At 72.1% G+C, this 17,853-nt stretch carries 18 protein-coding genes and 1 pseudogene; 14 read left to right on the top strand and 5 right to left on the bottom strand.

Annotation, left to right across the window (positions count from 1 at the left end; genetic code table 11):
- Positions 1-153, top strand: a pseudogene (locus tag J1C73_RS34975) (SseB family protein); the annotation flags it as partial.
- A 119-nt stretch (positions 154-272) separates the two neighbouring features.
- On the opposite strand, the gene J1C73_RS17260 reads toward J1C73_RS34975, so the two are convergent.
- Complete coding sequence (locus J1C73_RS17260) at positions 273-635, bottom strand: DUF1844 domain-containing protein (protein WP_123468590.1); 363 nt, start codon at positions 633-635, stop codon at positions 273-275.
- 365 nt (positions 636-1,000) lie between these two features.
- Between J1C73_RS17260 and infC the strand changes: the two genes are divergently transcribed.
- The 9 genes from infC (at position 1,001) to J1C73_RS17215 (ending at position 10,959) form a co-directional block, all read left to right on the top strand.
- Positions 1,001-1,711, top strand: coding sequence for a translation initiation factor IF-3 (gene infC / locus J1C73_RS17255; RefSeq protein ID WP_221198178.1), 711 nt, complete (start codon positions 1,001-1,003; stop codon positions 1,709-1,711).
- Positions 1,712-1,832: 121 nt separating this feature from the next.
- A complete protein-coding gene (rpmI, locus tag J1C73_RS17250) occupies positions 1,833-2,027 on the top strand; it encodes a 50S ribosomal protein L35 (RefSeq protein WP_003970213.1) in 195 nt (64 codons plus the stop codon).
- 107 nt (positions 2,028-2,134) lie between these two features.
- The gene (gene rplT / locus J1C73_RS17245; RefSeq protein WP_024494113.1) at positions 2,135-2,518 is read left to right on the top strand and encodes a 50S ribosomal protein L20; all 384 of its coding nucleotides are present in this window, start codon (positions 2,135-2,137) and stop codon (positions 2,516-2,518) included.
- Between the two features lie 141 nt (positions 2,519-2,659).
- Positions 2,660-3,502 carry a TrmH family RNA methyltransferase gene (locus J1C73_RS17240; protein WP_207317172.1) on the top strand — a complete coding sequence of 281 codons (843 nt, stop codon included), beginning with the start codon at positions 2,660-2,662 and terminating at the stop codon, positions 3,500-3,502.
- Between the two features lie 122 nt (positions 3,503-3,624).
- Positions 3,625-4,776, top strand: a complete 1,152-nt coding sequence (locus J1C73_RS17235; protein ID WP_207317171.1) for a sensor histidine kinase — start codon at positions 3,625-3,627, stop codon at positions 4,774-4,776.
- 146 nt (positions 4,777-4,922) lie between these two features.
- The gene (gene pheS / locus J1C73_RS17230; RefSeq protein ID WP_207317170.1) at positions 4,923-6,050 is read left to right on the top strand and encodes a phenylalanine--tRNA ligase subunit alpha; all 1,128 of its coding nucleotides are present in this window, start codon (positions 4,923-4,925) and stop codon (positions 6,048-6,050) included.
- A complete protein-coding gene (pheT, locus tag J1C73_RS17225; RefSeq protein WP_207317168.1) occupies positions 6,050-8,599 on the top strand; it encodes a phenylalanine--tRNA ligase subunit beta in 2,550 nt (849 codons plus the stop codon). The genes pheS and pheT overlap by 1 nt, the downstream gene beginning before the upstream one ends.
- Before the next feature lie 437 nt (positions 8,600-9,036).
- Complete coding sequence (locus J1C73_RS17220; RefSeq protein ID WP_207317166.1) at positions 9,037-10,377, top strand: NsdA family TPR-like regulatory protein; 1,341 nt, start codon at positions 9,037-9,039, stop codon at positions 10,375-10,377.
- A gap of 51 nt (positions 10,378-10,428) precedes the next feature.
- The gene (locus tag J1C73_RS17215; RefSeq protein WP_207317165.1) at positions 10,429-10,959 is read left to right on the top strand and encodes an NUDIX domain-containing protein; all 531 of its coding nucleotides are present in this window, start codon (positions 10,429-10,431) and stop codon (positions 10,957-10,959) included.
- Positions 10,960-11,015: 56 nt separating this feature from the next.
- On the opposite strand, the gene J1C73_RS17210 is transcribed toward J1C73_RS17215, so the two are convergent.
- Positions 11,016-11,876 carry a 3-hydroxybutyryl-CoA dehydrogenase gene (locus J1C73_RS17210; RefSeq protein ID WP_123468575.1) on the bottom strand — a complete coding sequence of 287 codons (861 nt, stop codon included), beginning with the start codon at positions 11,874-11,876 and terminating at the stop codon, positions 11,016-11,018.
- 188 nt (positions 11,877-12,064) lie between these two features.
- Here J1C73_RS17210 and J1C73_RS17205 point away from each other — a divergent pair, with 188 nt between their 5' ends.
- Complete coding sequence (locus J1C73_RS17205; protein WP_207317164.1) at positions 12,065-13,342, top strand: glycoside hydrolase family 10-like protein; 1,278 nt, start codon at positions 12,065-12,067, stop codon at positions 13,340-13,342.
- Positions 13,343-13,381: 39 nt separating this feature from the next.
- Here J1C73_RS17205 and J1C73_RS17200 read toward each other — a convergent pair whose 3' ends face one another.
- Both J1C73_RS17200 and J1C73_RS17195 read right to left on the bottom strand, forming a co-directional pair.
- Complete coding sequence (locus J1C73_RS17200) at positions 13,382-13,591, bottom strand: DUF1918 domain-containing protein (protein WP_207317162.1); 210 nt, start codon at positions 13,589-13,591, stop codon at positions 13,382-13,384.
- Between the two features lie 107 nt (positions 13,592-13,698).
- Positions 13,699-14,688, bottom strand: a complete 990-nt coding sequence (locus tag J1C73_RS17195) for a DMT family transporter (protein WP_207317161.1) — start codon at positions 14,686-14,688, stop codon at positions 13,699-13,701.
- Between J1C73_RS17195 and J1C73_RS17190 the strand changes: the two genes are divergently transcribed.
- The 3 genes from J1C73_RS17190 to J1C73_RS17180 all read left to right on the top strand — a co-directional run bounded on the left by J1C73_RS17190 (position 14,687) and on the right by J1C73_RS17180 (position 17,221).
- Entirely contained in the window at positions 14,687-16,156 is a 1,470-nt protein-coding gene (locus J1C73_RS17190; protein ID WP_207317159.1) for an aminotransferase-like domain-containing protein, read from the top strand. The two genes, J1C73_RS17195 and J1C73_RS17190, sit on opposite strands and share 2 nt — an antisense overlap.
- A complete protein-coding gene (locus J1C73_RS17185) occupies positions 16,153-16,584 on the top strand; it encodes a GNAT family N-acetyltransferase (protein ID WP_123468567.1) in 432 nt (143 codons plus the stop codon). The genes J1C73_RS17190 and J1C73_RS17185 overlap by 4 nt, the downstream gene beginning before the upstream one ends.
- A gap of 61 nt (positions 16,585-16,645) precedes the next feature.
- Positions 16,646-17,221 carry a histidine phosphatase family protein gene (locus tag J1C73_RS17180; protein WP_123469747.1) on the top strand — a complete coding sequence of 192 codons (576 nt, stop codon included), beginning with the start codon at positions 16,646-16,648 and terminating at the stop codon, positions 17,219-17,221.
- Positions 17,222-17,369: 148 nt separating this feature from the next.
- On the opposite strand, the gene J1C73_RS17175 is transcribed toward J1C73_RS17180, so the two are convergent.
- Positions 17,370-17,853 (bottom strand): MMPL family transporter (locus J1C73_RS17175; RefSeq protein ID WP_207317158.1); only part of this gene is annotated, 484 nt, incomplete at its 5' end.

The following is a 17,853-nucleotide window of genomic DNA, read 5'->3' as shown; positions in this document are numbered from 1 at the left end:
TGCGCGACCCGGCCCGCCGCCGAGGCGGCGGGCCGGGTCGCGCAGTCGCTGGCGGCCAGTGAGGTGCTGCGGGCCCGGCTGGTCCGCGGCCTGGACCTGGCGCTGCTCCCGGCCGACGCGAACGCACCGGGTGACGCCCTTTTCACGCGCTGATCACCCCACTGGCCCGACGCGCACCGAGGCGCTCGGAGAACCTGAACCCCCGCACGCCGTGAGCCCCCGCCCGAACGGGCGGGGGCTCACGGCGTCAAGAGGGAGAGGGGAGGGGCGGCTCAGCCGAAGACCGGTCCGGTGTACTTCTCACCGGGGCCCTGGCCCGGCTCGTCCGGTACGAGCGAGGCCTCGCGGAACGCCAGCTGCAGCGACTTCAGGCCGTCGCGCAGCGGTGCCGCGTGGAAGGAGCTGATCTCGGTGGTGCTCGCGTCCAGCAGGCCTGCCAGTGCGTGGACCAGCTTGCGGGCCTCGTCGAGGTCCTTGTGCTCGTCGCCGTCCTCGGTCAGCCCGAGCTTCACGGCGGCGGCGCTCATCAGGTTGACCGCGACCGTCACGATCACCTCGACCGCCGGCACCTCCGCGATGTCGCGGGCCATTTCGTCGAAGCCGGGGGAATCAGTGGTGGGGGTCGCGTCGCTCATGCCCCATACGATAGGCCCACGGCCCGGTGCCCTCTTCCCCGGGAGCCGCACCGCTGACCTCAGGAGTCACGGGCCCGTGCGTGAGGTTCGCACCACCCCGGGCGAGCTGCTAACCTTGTGTAACGACCGGCTGGGTACCTATGTGCTCGGCCCACAAGTGGAGGCTCCGATCTCCCACCTGACCGTCCCCAGGACGGCGGGTCACCGGTCTGGTGGCGCCCATCGTTCCGTACGGACGATGGAGCCGCTCGATGCGCCCCGCGGTTGACCGCGGCGGTGTTCCGGTTTTCCAGGAGCCCCGCCTGTGTCCCGTCCGGGGCATTTTTCTTGCCTCCGCACGGTTGGTCTGTCGAAACAGACGTTACGTGGCTGTCCGCCAGGCGGCCGCGTGGTGCTACCGAGGAGGATCCATCAGCGCCGAGCCCCGCATCAACGACCGGATTCGCGTACCCGAGGTGCGACTTGTCGGTCCCAGCGGCGAGCAGGTCGGGATTGTCCCGCTTGCCAAGGCCCTGGAACTTGCACAGGAGTACGACCTCGACCTGGTCGAGGTGGCGGCTACCGCCCGTCCGCCCGTGTGCAAGCTCATGGACTACGGGAAGTTCAAGTACGAGTCGGCCATGAAGGCCCGTGAGGCGCGCAAGAACCAGGCGCACACGGTCATCAAGGAGATGAAGCTCCGGCCGAAGATCGACCCGCACGACTATGACACCAAGAAGGGTCACGTCGTCCGGTTCCTCAAGCAGGGCGACAAGGTCAAGATCACGATCATGTTCCGTGGTCGTGAGCAGTCCCGCCCCGAGCTGGGCTTCCGACTGCTCCAGCGTCTCGCTTCGGACGTGGAGGAACTCGGCTTCATCGAGTCCAACCCGAAGCAGGACGGCCGGAACATGATCATGGTTCTTGGCCCGCACAAGAAGAAGACCGAAGCCATGGCCGAGGCCCGCGAGGCCCAGGCCGCCCGCAAGGCGGAGCGTCAGGGTTACACCCCGGACGCCGAGGCTGCGGACGAGGCTGCCGAGGCTCCGGCCGAAGCGTCCTCCGAGGCTCCGGCCGAGACACCCTCCGAGGCGTGACCTCCGGGGGCCGCCATCCAGGCGCCCCCGGGTCCTCCCGGAATCCCACCAAAGATCTGACGTCCCTGCAGCCCGGTGCCCGCACCGGGAGGGGCGCCACTGACGAGGAGAGAACGGCGCGATGCCGAAGAACAAGACGCACAGCGGTGCCAGCAAGCGCTTCAAGATCACCGGCTCCGGCAAGGTGCTCCGAGAGAGGGCCGGCAAGCGCCACCTGCTCGAGCACAAGTCGTCCAAGAAGACCCGCTCGCTGACCGGCACGGTCGTCGTGGCTCCGGCCGACGCCAAGAAGATCAAGAAGCTTCTCGGCAAGTGAGGCCGTCGTCGCCGGTGAACCCGGGGACGCGCCCTCGATCAGACCGGGACCAATTCGTTTCCGGGCCGTGTGAGTACGACCACGGCCCCGCTACAAGGAGTTAACAAGTGGCACGCGTCAAGCGGGCAGTCAACGCCCACAAGAAGCGCCGGGCAATTCTCGAGGCCGCCAGCGGTTACCGCGGCCAGCGCTCGCGCCTGTACCGCAAGGCCAAGGAGCAGGTCACCCACTCCCTGGTCTACAACTACAACGACCGCAAGAAGCGCAAGGGCGACTTCCGTCGGCTGTGGATCCAGCGCATCAACGCCGCTGCCCGCCAGAACGGCATGACGTACAACCGTCTCATCCAGGGTCTGAACGCCGCCAACATCGAGGTGGACCGCAAGATCCTGGCCGAGCTCGCGGTCAACGACGCCAACGCGTTCGCCGCCCTCGTCGAGGTGGCCCAGAAGGCCCTCCCGAGCGACGTCAACGCCCCGAAGGCCGCCTGATTCAGGGCCGCACTTCCTGGTTTTGAGCCGGACCCGCAGGCGCTCGCCGTCTGCGGGTCCGGTGCGTTGCACCCCGCGTACCGCCGTCCGGTGCGCCGCACGACCCGGACCTTCGTAACGCAGAGAGGCTCGCCGCCGACCATGGGCACCCCTGAACTGATCTCCCCGCGATCGCCACGGGTCGCCGCCGCCCGGCGGCTGGCCAGGCGCAACTTCCGCGGCAAGGAGCGCAGGTTCATCGCCGAGGGGCCACAGGCCGTGCGCGAGGCCGCGGAGCACCGCGGCAGCGACGGCGAGGCGACCCTCGTCGAGCTCTTCGCCACCGTCGAGGCCGCCGAGCGCTACGAGTCCATCATCGACGCCGCCCTCGCGGCCGGCGCCCGGGTGCATCTCGCCGACAGCGAGGTGCTCGCCGACGTGTCGCAGACCGTGACCCCGCAGGGACTGATCGGCGTCTGCCGCTTCCTCGACTCGCCCTTCGAGTCGATCCTCGCCGCGCGCCCCGCCCTCGTCGCCGTCCTGGCGAACGTCCGGGACCCCGGGAACGCCGGTACCGTGCTGCGCTGCGCCGACGCCGCGGGCGCCGACGCGGTCGTCCTCACCGACGCCTCCGTGGACCTCTACAACCCCAAGTCCGTGCGCGCGTCGGTCGGTTCGCTCTTCCACCTGCCGGTCGCCGTCGGCGTGCCGGTCGAGCAGGCCGTGCGGGGGCTGCGGGAGGCGGGGTCGCGGATCCTCGCGGCCGACGGCGCGGGCGAGGACGACCTCGACGACGAACTCGACGCCGGCACCATGGGCGGCCCCACCGCCTGGGTCTTCGGCAACGAGGCCTGGGGCCTGCCGGAGGAGACCCGGGCCCTGGCCGACGCCGTCGTGCGGGTGCCGATCCACGGCAAGGCGGAGAGCCTCAACCTCGCGACCGCCGCCGCTGTCTGCCTGTACGCCTCCGCGCGCGCCCAGCGCCCGCGCCGCAGCGCCGGCTGACACCCGCCGAACACGCGCGCCCCGGCGGAGGGACCCGCAGGGTGTCGCTCCGTCACCGACGACTAGTAGGGTGACGAACTCGGGGGCCCACTGCACCGGTTCGAGAGGTGGGGTACGGGAATATGGCTGTCGGCATGAGCGGACCGCAGGCGACACACGCGGCCGTCGTGCGCGCCGCCGCGGACCCGGAGGGTGGGTCCGTCCCGGACATCGGACCCGGTGGCCAGTCCCTGGATCCCGACGACCTTCCCGACGGTCTCGTCGTCGCGGACGAGACCGGCCGGATCATCTGCTTCAACGCCGCCGCCGCACGGATCACCGCCATGCCCCGGGCCGCCGCCCTCGGCCGCCCGCTGGAGCACGCGCTGCCGCTGGAGGACCTCAAGGGCCGCCGCTGGTGGGAGCTGACCGACCCCTACGGCGGCCTCGCCACCCGGGTCGGCCAGCCCGAACGGAATCTGCTGCTGCCCGGCGGCCGCGAAGTCCTCGTCTCCGCACGCTACGTACGCGAGAGCCCGACCGGGCCCGTCCGCCGGCTGGTGATCAGCCTGCGCGGCACCGAGGCCCGCCGCCGTACCGAGCGCAGCCATGCCGAACTGATCGCCACCGTCGCCCACGAGCTGCGCTCGCCGCTGACCTCCGTCAAGGGCTTCACGGCCACGCTGCTGGCCAAGTGGGAGCGGTTCACGGACGACCAGAAACGGCTGATGCTGGAGACCGTCTACGCCGACGCCAACCGTGTCACCCGGCTGATCACGGAGCTGCTCGACATCTCCCGGATCGACTCGGGGCGCCTTGAGCTGCGCCGCCAGCCCGTCGACCTCTCGGCCGCGGTGGAGCGCCACATCCAGGCGCTCACCGCCAACGGCCAGGCGCCGGACCGTTTCCTCGTCCGCACCTGCCAGCCGTTGCCCGCCGTCTGGGCCGACCCGGACAAGGTCGACCAGGTACTCGGCAATCTGCTGGAAAACGCGGTGCGCCACGGCGAGGGAACCGTCACCATCGAGGTGGCACCCGCACCGGCCAAGAGCGACGAGAAGGGAACGGCCGTCACCGTGAGCGACGAAGGCAGCGGCATCCCCGAGGAGTCGATGGGCCGTGTCTTCACCCGCTTCTGGCGGGGGAGCAAGCGCGGCGGCACGGGCCTGGGCCTTTATATCGTCAAGGGCATCGTCGAGGCGCACGGCGGCACGATCACGGTCGGCCGCGGTCCCGGCGGCGGCGCCGAGTTCCGATTTATCCTGCCCGTGAGCACGCCTGCCTACCTGGCGTGAGCGGCCCACGGGCGCCCCATACATCCTGTGACCCTTAGACTCGACCATTGGCACCTTTGTGTCCTCCAGGCGTCGAGCGGGGCCGCGGGGGTCCGGGGGTATCCCCCGGTAAGCGCAGTACCAGCCAATCGGAAGTACGGGAAGAGATGTCGGCACCGAACAAGTCGTACGACCCAGTCGAGGTCGAGGCACTGAAACCGGAAGAGATCGAGCGCATCCGGGACGAGGCGTTCGCCGCCTTCGCCGCCGCGGGCGACCTCGACGCGCTCGCCCAGGCGAAGACCGCGCACACCGGCGGTACCTCGCCCCTGTCGCTCGCCAACCGCGAGATCGGCGCGCTGCCGCCGCAGGCCAAGGCCGAGGCGGGCAAGCGTGTGGGCCAGGCCCGCGCCGCCGTGGGCAGGGCGCTCGCCGCCCGCCAGGCGGAGCTGGAGGCCGAGCGGGACGCCCGGGTCCTGGTCGAGGAGGCGGTGGACGTCACGCTGCCGTACGACCGCATCCCGGCCGGCGCCCGCCACCCGCTGACGACGATCATGGAGCGCGTCGCCGACGTCTTCGTGGCCATGGGCTACGAGGTCGCCGAGGGCCCCGAGGCCGAGGCCGAGTGGTTCAACTTCGACGCCCTGAACTTCGTGCCCGACCATCCGGCCCGGCAGATGCAGGACACCTTCTTCGTCGAGGGCGCCGACGGCGCGAAGAACGACGAGTCCGGTGTCGTCCTGCGCACCCACACCTCGCCGGTCCAGGCCCGCACGCTGCTCGACCGCGAGCCCCCGGTCTACGTGGTCTGCCCCGGTCGGGTCTACCGGACCGACGAGCTGGACGCGACGCACACCCCGGTCTTCCACCAGATCGAGCTGCTCGCCGTCGACGAGGGCCTCACCATGGCCGACCTGAAGGGCACCCTCGACCACATGGTCCAGGCGCTCTTCGGCCCGGACATGAAGACCCGGCTGCGGCCGAACTTCTTCCCGTTCACCGAGCCGTCCGCCGAGATGGACATGGTCTGCTACGTCTGCCGCGGCGAGTCCGTCGGCAACCCGGACCGACCCTGCCGCACTTGCGGCAGCGAGGGCTGGATCGAGCTCGGCGGCTGCGGCATGGTCAACCCCAAGGTGCTCATCGCCTGCGGCGTCGACCCCCAGAAGTACAGCGGATTCGCCTTCGGGTTCGGCATCGAGCGGATGCTGATGTTCCGCCACAACGTAGAAGACATGCGAGACATGGTCGAGGGTGACGTCCGGTTCACCCGGCCCTTCGGGATGGAGATCTGATGCGCGTCCCGCTTTCCTGGCTGCGGGAGTACGTCGACCTGCCTGCCACCGAGACCGGCCGTGATGTACAGGCCAAGCTCGTCGCCGTCGGCCTGGAGGTCGAGACGGTCGAGCAGATCGGCGCCGGCCTCAAGGGCCCGCTGGTCGTCGGCAAGGTGCTGACCATCGAGGAGCTGGAGGGCTTCAAGAAGCCCATCCGCTTCTGCACGGTGGACGTCGGCGCCGCCAACGGCACCGGTGAGCCGCAGGAGATCGTCTGCGGAGCCCGTAACTTCGCCGTCGGCGACAAGGTCGTCGTGGTCCTCCCCGGCGCCGTGCTGCCCGGTGACTTCGCGATCGCCGCGCGCAAGACGTACGGCAAGACCTCGCACGGCATGATCTGCTCCACCGACGAGCTCGGCATGGGCGACGACGGCACCCACGGCATCATCGTGCTGCCGCCGGAGCACGAGGTCGGCGCCGACGCGATCGAGCTGCTCCAGCTCGTCGACGAGGTCCTCGACATCGCCGTCACGCCCGACCGCGGCTACTGCCTCTCGATGCGCGGCGTCGCCCGTGAGACCGCCATCGCCTACGGCCTGCCGCTGCGCGACCCGGCCCTGCTGGACGTGCCCGCGCCGAACGCGTACGGCTACCCGGTACAGGTCGCCGACCCGGTCGGCTGCTCCCGCTTCACCGCGCGCACCGTGGTCGGCCTGCAGCCCGAGGCCCGCTCCCCGATCTGGATGCAGCGCCGGCTCCAGAAGGCCGGGATGCGGCCGATCTCGCTCGCGGTCGACGTCACCAACTACGTGATGCTCGAACTCGGCCAGCCGCTGCACGCCTACGACCGGACCCGTATCGACGGTCCGATCGGGGTGCGCCGCGCCGAGCAGGGCGAGAAGCTCACCACCCTCGACGGCACCGTCCGCGTCCTGGACGCGGCCGACCTCGTCATCACCGACAACCGCGGGCCGATCGGTCTGGCGGGCGTCATGGGTGGGGCCAACACGGAGATCGCGGACGCCGCCGAAGGCGCCCACAGCACCGAGGTGGTCATCGAGGCCGCGCACTTCGACGCGATCTCGATCGCCCGCACCGCGCGCCGCCACAAGCTGTCCTCCGAGGCGTCCAAGCGCTTCGAGCGAGGCGTCGACCCGCAGGCCGCGGCCGCGGCGGCGCAGCGCACCGTCGATCTGCTGGTGCTGCTCGCCGGTGGCACGGCCGAGGCGGGCGTCACCGAGGTGACCGCCCCGTCCGGACCGCGCACCATCTCGATGGCGGCCGACCACCCCGACAAGGTGGCCGGTGTCAGCTACGGCCGCGAGACCGTCGTGCGCCGCCTCCAGGAGGTCGGCTGCGACGTCTACGGACAGGACGAGCTGCTCGTCACGGCGCCGTCCTGGCGGCCCGACCTCAACGAGCCGAACGACCTGGCCGAAGAGGTCATCCGGCTGGAGGGCTACGAGAACCTCCCGTCCACGCTCCCGACGCCGCCGTCCGGCCGCGGGCTCACCGACCGCCAGCGGCTGCACCGCAGGATCGGCCGGGCGCTCGCCGGCGCCGGCTACGTCGAGGCGCTGAACTACCCGTTCACCGGCGAGGCGGTCCTGGACCAGCTGGGCCTGGACGCGGACGACGACCGCCGCCGTACGGTCAGGCTCGTCAACCCGCTCTCCGACGAGGAGCCGTCGCTGCGCACCACGCTGCTGCCGGGCCTCCTCGGCGCGCTGCGGCGCAACGACGGCCGCGGCAGCCACGACCTCGCGCTCTTCGAGACCGGTCTCGTCTTCATTCCCCAAGCTCTCAGCTCCGTTCGAGCAGGGGAGGCCCCACTCACCGGCCAGGAGACCAAGCCGGTCCGGCTGCCCGTCGACCGGCGGCCCTCCGACGAGGAGATCGCCTCGCTCGACGCCGCGCTGCCGCGTCAGCCGCGCCGCGCCGCCGTCGTCCTCGCGGGCGCCCGCGAGCAGGCCGGCTGGTGGGGCAAGGGCCGCCCGGCCGACTGGGCGGACTCCGTCGAGGCCGCCCGCGCCATCGCCCGTGAGGCGGGTGTCGAGCTCACCGTCCGCGCCGAGCAGCACGCCCCGTGGCACCCGGGCCGCTGCGCCGCGCTGTACGTCACGGTCGACGGCGAGGAGACCCTGTTCGGGCACGCCGGTGAGCTGCACCCGCGCGTCATCAAGGAGCTCCACCTGCCCGAGCGCACCTGCGCGGCGGAGGTCGAGCTCGACGTCCTGGAGCAGGCCGTCGACGGCGCCCTCCAGGCACCCCGGATCTCCGCCTTCCCGGTGGCGACCCAGGACGTCGCGCTGGTCGTCGCCGAGGACGTCCCCGCCGCCGAGGTGGAGCAGGCACTCCGCGAGGGCGCGGGCGAACTCCTCGAATCGCTGAGGCTGTTCGACGTCTTCACGGGTGAGCAGATCGGCGGGGGCCACAAGTCCCTGGCGTACGCGCTGCGATTCCGTGCCGCGGACCGCACGCTGACCGTCGACGAGGCCACCGCCGCCCGGGACGCCGCGGTGGCGCTGGCCGCCGAGCGCACGGGCGCGGTGCTGCGCGGCGCGTAACGCCGCACGCGGGTCCACGCACAGAGAGGAGGGGCGTATCCGGCCATCGGATACGCCCCTCCTGTGTGCTCGCCGGGAGGCGGAGGACCGCACGCGGACCCTGACCGGGTCCGGGGGAACCCGGTGCCCGGCCGACCCCGCAGCCACCCTCCGATCAGTGGGCAGTGGGTCGTGCGATCCGGCGCCGTCCGCGCTGCCGCGGAGTGTCGGGCAGGTCGGCAGAGCGGACGGCGCGGGTGCGGGTCGTCGTGCTGTACGAGGGGGAGCAGACGACCCGGCCGCCTCTTGCGAGGGACTCAGTCAAGCCAGTGACCGCCCGGCGCAACAGAGTGCGCAGCGGGACGGTTCGGGCATTCCGTTCACACCCCGTGTGAATCGTGCTCCACTGGGGCGACACGTTCAGGCGTGCCGACCCACCGGAGGGGGCAATGGGGGCAATGGAGCCCAACACTCTGCTAGAGGCTCTGATCGACGAGGCGGGTGTCTCCCGGGCCGGGCTCGCCGCGCACGTCAACCAGGCCGGCCGCGGCCGGGGGCTGTGCCTGCGGTACGAACACACCGCCGTGGCCCGCTGGCTGAAGGGCCAGCGGCCGCGCGGCCAGGTGCCCGACCTGATCTGCGAAGTGCTCGGCGATCGCCTGCGCAGGGCCGTCTCGCTCGATGACATCGGCATGGCGGGCCAAGGCGGCCACCCGCCCGCGCAGGGCTGCTCGCTCACCGGTTTCGTCGAACGGGCCACCGCGTTGTGGCGCTCCGACGAACAGCAGCGCCCGCACGTCGTCGCCGCCCCGGCCGTCACCGGGACCACCGCGGTGATGCCCGTGTGGGAGTGGGAGAACCCGCCGGAGGACGCGGATGTGTCCCGCACCGGGCCGACCCGGGTCAGCACGGCCGACATAGCGACACTGCGCGCCGCCCGCGCTCACTACGAACTGATGTACCGCAGGGCGGGCGGTATCGCGACGCGTTCGCGCATCGTCGGCTTCCTCAACGCCGAGACCGCGCCGTTGCTGCGCGGCGGCTACAGCGATGCGATGGGGCGTCAACTGCACCGTGCGACGGGCGGGCTGGTGGCCGTCGCGGGCATCTGCGCCTACGACTCCGACGCGCACGGGCTCGCCCAGCGCTACTTCCACCAGGCGCTGCGGCTGGCCAAGGCGAGCGGGGACCGCGGGCTCGGCGGCTATGTGATCGCGCTGCTGGTCAACCAGTCGCTGTTCCTGGCCGACTACCGGCAGTCCGTCGCCTTCGCCGAGGCGGCGCTGCGGGCCGCCGGAAGTGACATCACGCCCGCGCTCGCGGCCGATCTGCACGCGATGCAGGCCAAGGCGTACGCCCATCTCGGCGACGGGGGCAGCGCCCTGAAGTCCATCCGCCGCGCCGAGTCCGAGGCCGAGCGCATCCGGCCGGGCCAGGAGCCGGACGAGACGGGGTACGTCCAGCCGGGCCTGGTCAACGTCCAGGCGGCGGAGGCGCTGCTCAGCCTCGGGGATCTGTCCGCGGCCAGGGAGCACGCGACGGCCGCGGTGCGGACGCCCGCGCACGACCGGGGCCGGGTCCACCGGCTCGCCATGCTGACCACGATCGAGCTGCGGCAGGGCGAGGCCGACCGGGCGGCGGTCACGGCCGCCGAGATGGCCGAACGGGCCAGGGGCATGGAGTCGCAGCGGCTGCGCGACCGGCTGCGCTCGGTGCGCGAGCACCTGGTCGCGAGCGGCAGCACCGACGCGGAACGGGCCGCGGAGCTCATCGACGGATCGCTGCGCGTACCGCTGTGAGCGCCGGTCTGCTGCGATATGGCCACCTACTAGTCAGAAGGTGGCAGAACTGTGCAGTGGACAAACCTGAACGAACAGACTGTGTACGAGAATCGCTGGTTCCGGGTCAATCTGGCCGATGTCGTGCTTCCCGACGGCGACCACCTCGACCACTACGTCATCCGGCTCCGCCCCGTCGCCGCGGCCACCGTCGTCAACGAGGCGAACGAGGTCCTGCTGCTCTGGCGGCACCGGTTCATCACCGACAGCTGGGGCTGGGAACTCGCCGCGGGCGTGGTCGAGGACGGTGAGGGCCTGGCAGCGGCGGCCGCCCGGGAGATGGAGGAGGAGACCGGGTGGCGCCCCGGAGCGCTGCGCCCGCTGCTGACCGTGGAACCGTCGAACGGGCTCACCGACGCCCGGCACCACTTCTACTGGGGCGAGCAGGCCGACTGGACCGGCGACCCGAGCGACGCCTTCGAGTCCTCGCGCCGCGAGTGGATACCGCTCAAGCTGGTGCCCGACATGATCGCCCGCGGTGAGGTGCCGGCTGCGGGCATGGCGGCCGGGCTCATGATGCTGCACCACTTACGGCTGGGCTGAACAGGTCCGCGGGGGCGAGGGGCCGGCCGGCCCTTTGCCCCCGCGGGTGAGCGATGTCAGGCGTACGGGTAGAAGCCCGAGCCGGTCTTGCGGCCGAGCCGGCCCGCGTCCACCATCCGCTGGAGCAGCGGGGGAGCGGCGTACAGGGGCTCCTTGTACTCGGCGTACATCGAGTCGGCGACCGAGGCCACGGTGTCCAGCCCGATCAGATCGGCGAGCTTGAGCGGGCCCATCGGGTGGGCGCAGCCCATCTCCATGCCGTTGTCGATGTCCTCGCGGCTGGCGATTCCCGACTCGAACATCCGGATCGCGGAGAGCAGGTACGGAATCAGCAGCGCGTTGACGACGAAGCCGGACCGGTCCTGGGCGCGGATCGGGTGCTTGCCGAGTATGTCCTGCACCACGGCCTCGGCACGCTTGACCGTCTCGTCCGACGTGGTCAGCGCGGGGATGAGTTCGACGAGCTTCTGCACCGGAGCCGGATTGAAGAAGTGGATGCCGATGACCTGGTCGGGGCGCGAGGTCGCGACGGCCAGCTTCACCAGCGGGATCGAGGAGGTGTTGGAGGCGAGGATCGCGTCCTGCCGGGTCACCACCTGGTCCAGCACCTGGAAGATCTCGGTCTTGACCTGCTCGTTCTCCACGACGGCCTCGATGACGAGATCGCGGTCGGCGAACTCACCGAGGTCGGTGGTGAAGGTGAGGCGGCCGAGAGTCTCGTCGCGTTCCTCCTCGGTGATCTTGCCGCGTTCGGCGGCCTTCGAGAGCGAGTTGTAGAGCCGGGTGCGGCCGATCTCCAGCGCCTCGCCGGTGGTCTCGGCCACTCTGACATCGAGGCCGCTGCGGGCACACACCTCCGCGATGCCTGCGCCCATCTGGCCGCAGCCGACCACTCCGACGCGTGCGATGTCCGCCATAGAGTCCGTCACCTCGTGCCTTTCACTGTTCTCCGTGCGGCGGCTTCCGTTCGGTTCCGGGCTCCGCCTCGACCCCACGACGTTACTCCGCGCCCTCCACGGGATTGCGGGCCGGGGCGTGCATGCTCAGCCCTGGCCCCTGATTCCGGGGATCCGGACGAGGACAGAGAGACGGCAGGTGCGAAGAAATGCGGCAAATCGCCAGAAGGAGCTTTGTGGCCGGTTCGGCCGGGACGGTGGCGGCGGTGGTGGCCTCGGCAACCGTGACCGGTGAGGCCGCCGCGGTCCCGCCGGGCGAGGGGCGCGCGGACCGGGTGGGGAGCTCCCGCGACGCGCTGCGGCGGGAGCTGCGGGGCATGTGGGTGGGAACGGTCGGCAACCTCGACTGGCCCTCGAAACCGGGACTGTCCGCCTCCGCGCAGCGGGCCGAGCTGATCGCCTACCTCGACGAGGCCGTCGACCGGCGGCTGAACGCGGTGATCCTCCAGGTCCGCCCGTCCGCCGACGCGCTGTGGCCCTCGCAGTACGAGCCGTGGGCCGAGTGCCTCACCGGCGTCCAGGGCAAGGATCCCGGCTGGGACCCGCTGGGCACCGCGGTACGGGAGGCGCACAGCCGCGGCCTGGAACTGCACGCCTGGTTCAACCCGTACCGGGTCGCGAACCACACCGACCGCTCCCGGCTGGCCGCCACCCACCCCGCGAGAGTGCACCCCGACTGGGCCCTGCCGTACGGCGGGAAGCTCTACTACAACCCGGGCCTGCCCGAGGTCCGGAGCTTCGTCCAGGACGCGATGCTCGACGCGGTCCGCCGCTACGACATCGACGCGGTCCACTGGGACGACTACTTCTACCCGTACCCGGTGGCCGGGCAGTCCTTCGCGGACGGGGCCGCGTACAAGAAGTACGGTGCGGGCTTCGCGAACAAGGCGGCCTGGCGGCGTGCCAACATCGACAAACTGGTGCAGGAGACCGCCGAGCGGATCAAGGCGGTCAAGCCGGCCGTCCGGTTCGGCATCAGCCCGTTCGGAGTGTGGCGCAACGCCTCGACCGACCCGCTCGGCTCGAAGAGCGCGGCGGGCGTACAGACCTACGACGACCTGTACGCGGACACCCGCGGCTGGATCAAGAAGGGCTGGATCGACTACATCTGCCCGCAGCTCTACTGGAACATCGGGTTCGCCGCCGCCGACTACGCCGTGCTGCTGCCCTGGTGGAACGACGTGGTACGGGGCACGGGCGTCGATCTCTTCATCGGCGAGGCGCTCTACAAGGCCGGCGACCCGGCCCAGCCCGCGGCCTGGCAGGACCCGGCGGAACTCTCCCGGCACATCGACCTCGCCTCCGGGTACGACCAGGCCCGCGGCCACGTCTACTTCTCCGGCAAGGTCGTGGTCGCGGACCGGATCGGCGCGATGGCGCGGGTGGTGGCCGACCACTACCGGTCACGGGTGCGCCCGCCGGGCTGACCGGCCGGGTGCCGTACGACGCCGCCCGGCGCCGGGGCTCTACGGTCCCGGGGCCCGGCTGTCGTCGGCGTCGTGCCGGACGACGCTGTCGGGGCCGGGAGCCAGGATGTGTTCATGTCCGTCGTCGAAGCGGACGCGGTACGGGGGAGCGCCCCCGTCCCCGAGCACCTCGACGATCTCTGCGACCCGGTCCTGCTGCCCCACGGTCCTGCCGTGCGTCACCAGCCGGTCGCCCGCGTGTGCCTCCATTGGGAGTGACCTCCTCACGGGTGTCGGTCCATGTCGACAAGTCTATGTCCGCACGGCGGTTCCGTCCGATGCGGGAGGCCCTGGCCCGGCGGTAAGGCAGGCGGCGGTCACCGGCCGCGCCCGGCGCCGCCCGTGCGCTGGGTGGCCGCGATGCAGAGGAGAACAGCGACCGCCGCGACCGGCGCCGCCACCGAGACCCCCTCGCCGAGCAGGAAGTACGACCAGACCAGCGTCAGCAGCGGCTGCGCGAGCTGGAGCTGGCTGGCCCGCGCCACCCCGATCTCCGCCATGCCCCGGTACCAGACGTAGAGCCCGAAGAAGGTCGAGCACGCCGCGACCCAGACCAGGCCGGTCACCCCGTGCGCGGTCAGCCGCACCGGCTCGTACGGCAGCGCGAACGCGGTGCCCGCCACGGCCAGCGGCAGGGTGAGGATCAGCGCCCAGCCGATCACCTGCCAGCCCGGCATGGCCTTCGCCAGCCTGCCGCCCTCGGTGTACCCCGCCGCGCACACCAGCAGGGCGCCGAACAGGCAGAGATCCCCGGCGGAGAGCGCGCCGCCGCTCTGCAGCACGGTGAAGACGATCACCACACCCGCCCCGGTGACCGCCGCGATCCAGAACGCACGGGACTGACGCGATCCGGTCCGCACGGAGGCGAAGACCGCCGTGGTCAGCGGCAGCAGCCCCACCACCACGGCCGCGTGCGAGGTCGTCGAGGTCTGCAGCGCCAGCGTGGTCAGCAGCGGGAACCCCACCACCACACCGCCCGCCACGACGGCCAGCCCGGCCCAGTGCCGGCGCTCGGGTACCCGTACCCGGGTCACCAGGAGCACGCTGCCCGCGATCACCGCGGCCAGCAGGCTGCGCAACGCCACCAGGGACCAGGGACCGAAGCTCTCCAGGCCCCACGCGGTGGAGGGGAAGGTCAGGGAGAAGGCGACCACTCCGAGTCCGGCGAGCAGTGTTCCGCTCCGGCCCGCCGACCGGGGCCCGGGGGCACCGCCTGCCGCGTCCGGCACCGGGGCGCGGGCCGGGCCGTCCGCGGCGGGGCCGACCGCTATCGTGCTGCTGGGAGTAGCGCTATCCTCTGCTTTCATGCATGAGCGTAGCAGTGTGGCCGATCTGGCCGGTCTTCTCCGGGGCGAGCTGAACCGCTACTCGCCTGGAGACAAGCTGCCGTCCAGTCGTGCCCTGGTGGAGCGCTTCCGGGCGAGTCCCGTGACCGTCTCGCGGGCCATCGCGCAGCTCGCCGCGGAAGGGCTCGTTGTCACCCGCCCCGGCGCCGGCGCGTTCCGGGCGCAGCCGCGCGCCGCCGCGCCGCCGCCCGGTGACACCTCATGGCAGGAGGTGTCACTCAGCGGTGACGGCGGTCCCGAGGTCGTACCCCGTACCGTCGACGCGTCCGGCGTCCTGGCGACCCTGGCGGCCCCTGCCACGGGCGTCGTCGAGTTCAACGGCGGCTACCTGCACAGCTCGCTCCAGCCCGAACGCGCCCTCGCCGCCGCACTCGCGCGGGCCGGCCGGCGCCCCGGCGCCTGGGGCCGCCCGCCCACCGAGGGGCTGACCGAACTGCGCGCCTGGTTCGCCCGCGAGATCGGGTCCGCGCTCACCGCCGCCGACGTGCTGATCACCGCCGGTGGCCAGAGCGCCCTGGCCACCGCGCTGCGGGCGCTCGGCCGGCCCGGCGCCCCGGTGCTGGTCGAATCGCCCACCTACCCCGGGATGCTGGCGGTGGCGCGGGCCATCGGGCTGCGGCCCGTGCCGGTCCCGGCCGACACCGACGGCGTACGGCCGGAACTGCTCGCCGCCGCCTTCCGGGCCACCGGCGCCCGTGTCTTCGTCTGCCAGCCGCTGTTCCAGAACCCGACCGGCGCGGTCCTGGCCCCGGCCCGGCGCTCCGAGGTCGTCCGGATCGCCAGGGAGGCGGGGGCGTTCGTCATCGAGGACGACTTCGCCCGCCGGCTCGTCCACGACGACGCCGGACCGCTGCCGCGACCGCTGGCCGCCGATGACCCCGACGGGGTCGTCGTCCATGTCTGCTCCCTCACCAAGGTGACCTCGCCCAGCCTCAGGGTGGGCGCCCTCGCCGCGCGCGGCCCGGTGCTCGAACGGCTGCGTGCCCTCCAGGTCGTCGACAGCTTCTTCGTCCCCCGGCCGCTCCAGGAGGCCGCGCTCGAACTCGTCGGGGCACCGGCCTGGAGCCGCCATCTGCGGTCCTTGTCAGCCGAGTTGCGGGCCCGGCGCACCGCGATGACCGCGGCGCTCCGCCGCGGCCTGCCCGCTCTCGCGCTCCCGCACATCCCGGCGGGCGGGGGCAGCCTCTGGGTGGGCCTGCCCGGCACCGGAGCCGGCGGCGACGAGAGCGCCATGGTCTCCTCGGCCCTGCGCGCCGGTGTCGCCATCGCGCCGGGACGGCCGTACTTCTGCGCCGAACCCCCGGCGCCCCACGTCCGGTTGAGCTACGCGGCAGCCGCCGGAACGGCCGAGATCGCCGAGGGCGTACGGCGCCTGCGCACGGCCTGGGGAGGCGCCCTCGATGCGCCGGAGGCTAGTCTCCAGCCATGACGGAAACTCCCCAGCAGCGTTACGAGATCTCGTCCGACCCGTCCCGGCTGGATGCGGCCAGGATTCACAACTGGCTCTCCACCGACGCGTATTGGGCACTCGGCCGGACGCGGGAGCGCCAGGATCTGGCCATCGCCGGATCGCTCAACCTCGGCGCCTACGACCTCGCGTCGGGCGAACAGGTCGCGTATGCCCGGGTGGTGACCGACGGCGCCACCTTCGGGTGGCTCTGCGACGTGTACGTCGACCGCGCAGCCCGCGGCCACGGACTCGGCGCAAGGATCGTCGCCGCGGCGCGCGACCACCTCGCCGAGGCCGGCGTCCGGCGGGTCGTGCTGGCCACGGAGGACGCCCACGGCGTTTATGAGAAGGTCGGTTTCAAGCCGCTCGACAGCCCGGACAAGTGGATGTCCCTCAAGCTAGGCTGACCCGGAAGCGCTTCCGGCCGCGCTCTTGACCCGCGAGACGATCGGCTCCACGATCGCGGCCATGAGTGTTCGAGTCTCACTCGTCGCCGCGGCGCGCAACTCCTCCCTGCTCGGAGAGCGCTTCGACGACGACCGGCCGCTCGACGAGGCCGGCTGGCACGAGGTGCAGTTCGCCGCCGCGGCCCTGATCCCCCTGGGGGCGGCCGAGCTGCGCTACTGCTCACCGACCGCCCGCAGCCGCGCCACCGGCCAGGCACTCGGCTTCGCCCCGATGGTCCAGCCCGCCCTGCGCGACTGCGACATGGGGCGGTGGCGCGGCTGCACCCTCGCCGACGTCACCGCGCGCGAGCCGGCGGCCGTGGACGCCTGGCTCACCGACCCGCGGTCCGCGCCGCACGGCGGCGAACCGCTGCTCGCCTTCATCTCCCGGATAGGGGGCTGGCTCGACACGCGTCCCGCCTGCGACGGGTCGATCGTCGCCGTCGCCGAACCGGCCGTCGTCCGGGCCGCCCTCGTCTACGCGCTGCGGGCCCCGCCGTCGACGTACTGGAACGTCGACGTCTGCCCGCTCTCCACCGTCACGCTCACCGGTCTGCCCCGCCGCTGGAGCCTCCGCCTCGAAACCGGGGCCCGCTGAGGGGGCGGCGTCCGGGAGATCGGCCCCGGCGGCCGGGATCGCCCTGGGCCACGTCATGAACCGGGTGGGCCCGCACATCGCCGACGACCCGCGCAAGGCGGCGCTGACCGAGGCGGTGAACTCCTCGCTCCGACCGCTGCGGTGCCGGTCAGGGCGCGGCCACCGGCGGGACCGGCTCGCCCTCGGTGTCGATGTGGGGGAGCACCCGGTCCAGCCAGCCGGGCATCCACCACGCGCTGCGGCCCAGCAGCGTCATCACGGCGGGTACCAGCAGCAGCCGGACGATCGTGGCGTCGATGAGCACACTGACCGCCAGCCCCAGGCCCACCATCTTGATCACGATGGTGTGGCTGAGGATGAAGGCGGCGAACACGCTGACCATGATCAGTGCGGCACAGGTGATCACCCGGGCGGTGATCTCCAGCCCGTGCGCCACGGCGCCCCTGCTGTCCCGGGTGCGCAGCCACTCCTCGTGCACGCGTGCGATCAGGAACACCTCGTAGTCCATGCTCAGGCCGAAGACGATCGCGAACATCATCATCGGCACATAGCTCTCGATGGGCACCGTCCCGGAGACGCCCAGCGCGGGCCCGCCCCAGCCCCACTGGAAGACCGCCACCACCACCCCGTAC

The organism is Streptomyces laculatispora, from assembly GCF_017353455.1.
GTDB classification, from domain to species: Bacteria; Actinomycetota; Actinomycetes; order Streptomycetales; family Streptomycetaceae; genus Streptomyces; species Streptomyces laculatispora.
The sequence above is the reverse complement of the archived record's forward strand: the minus strand, read 5'-3'. Positions and strand labels throughout refer to the sequence as shown.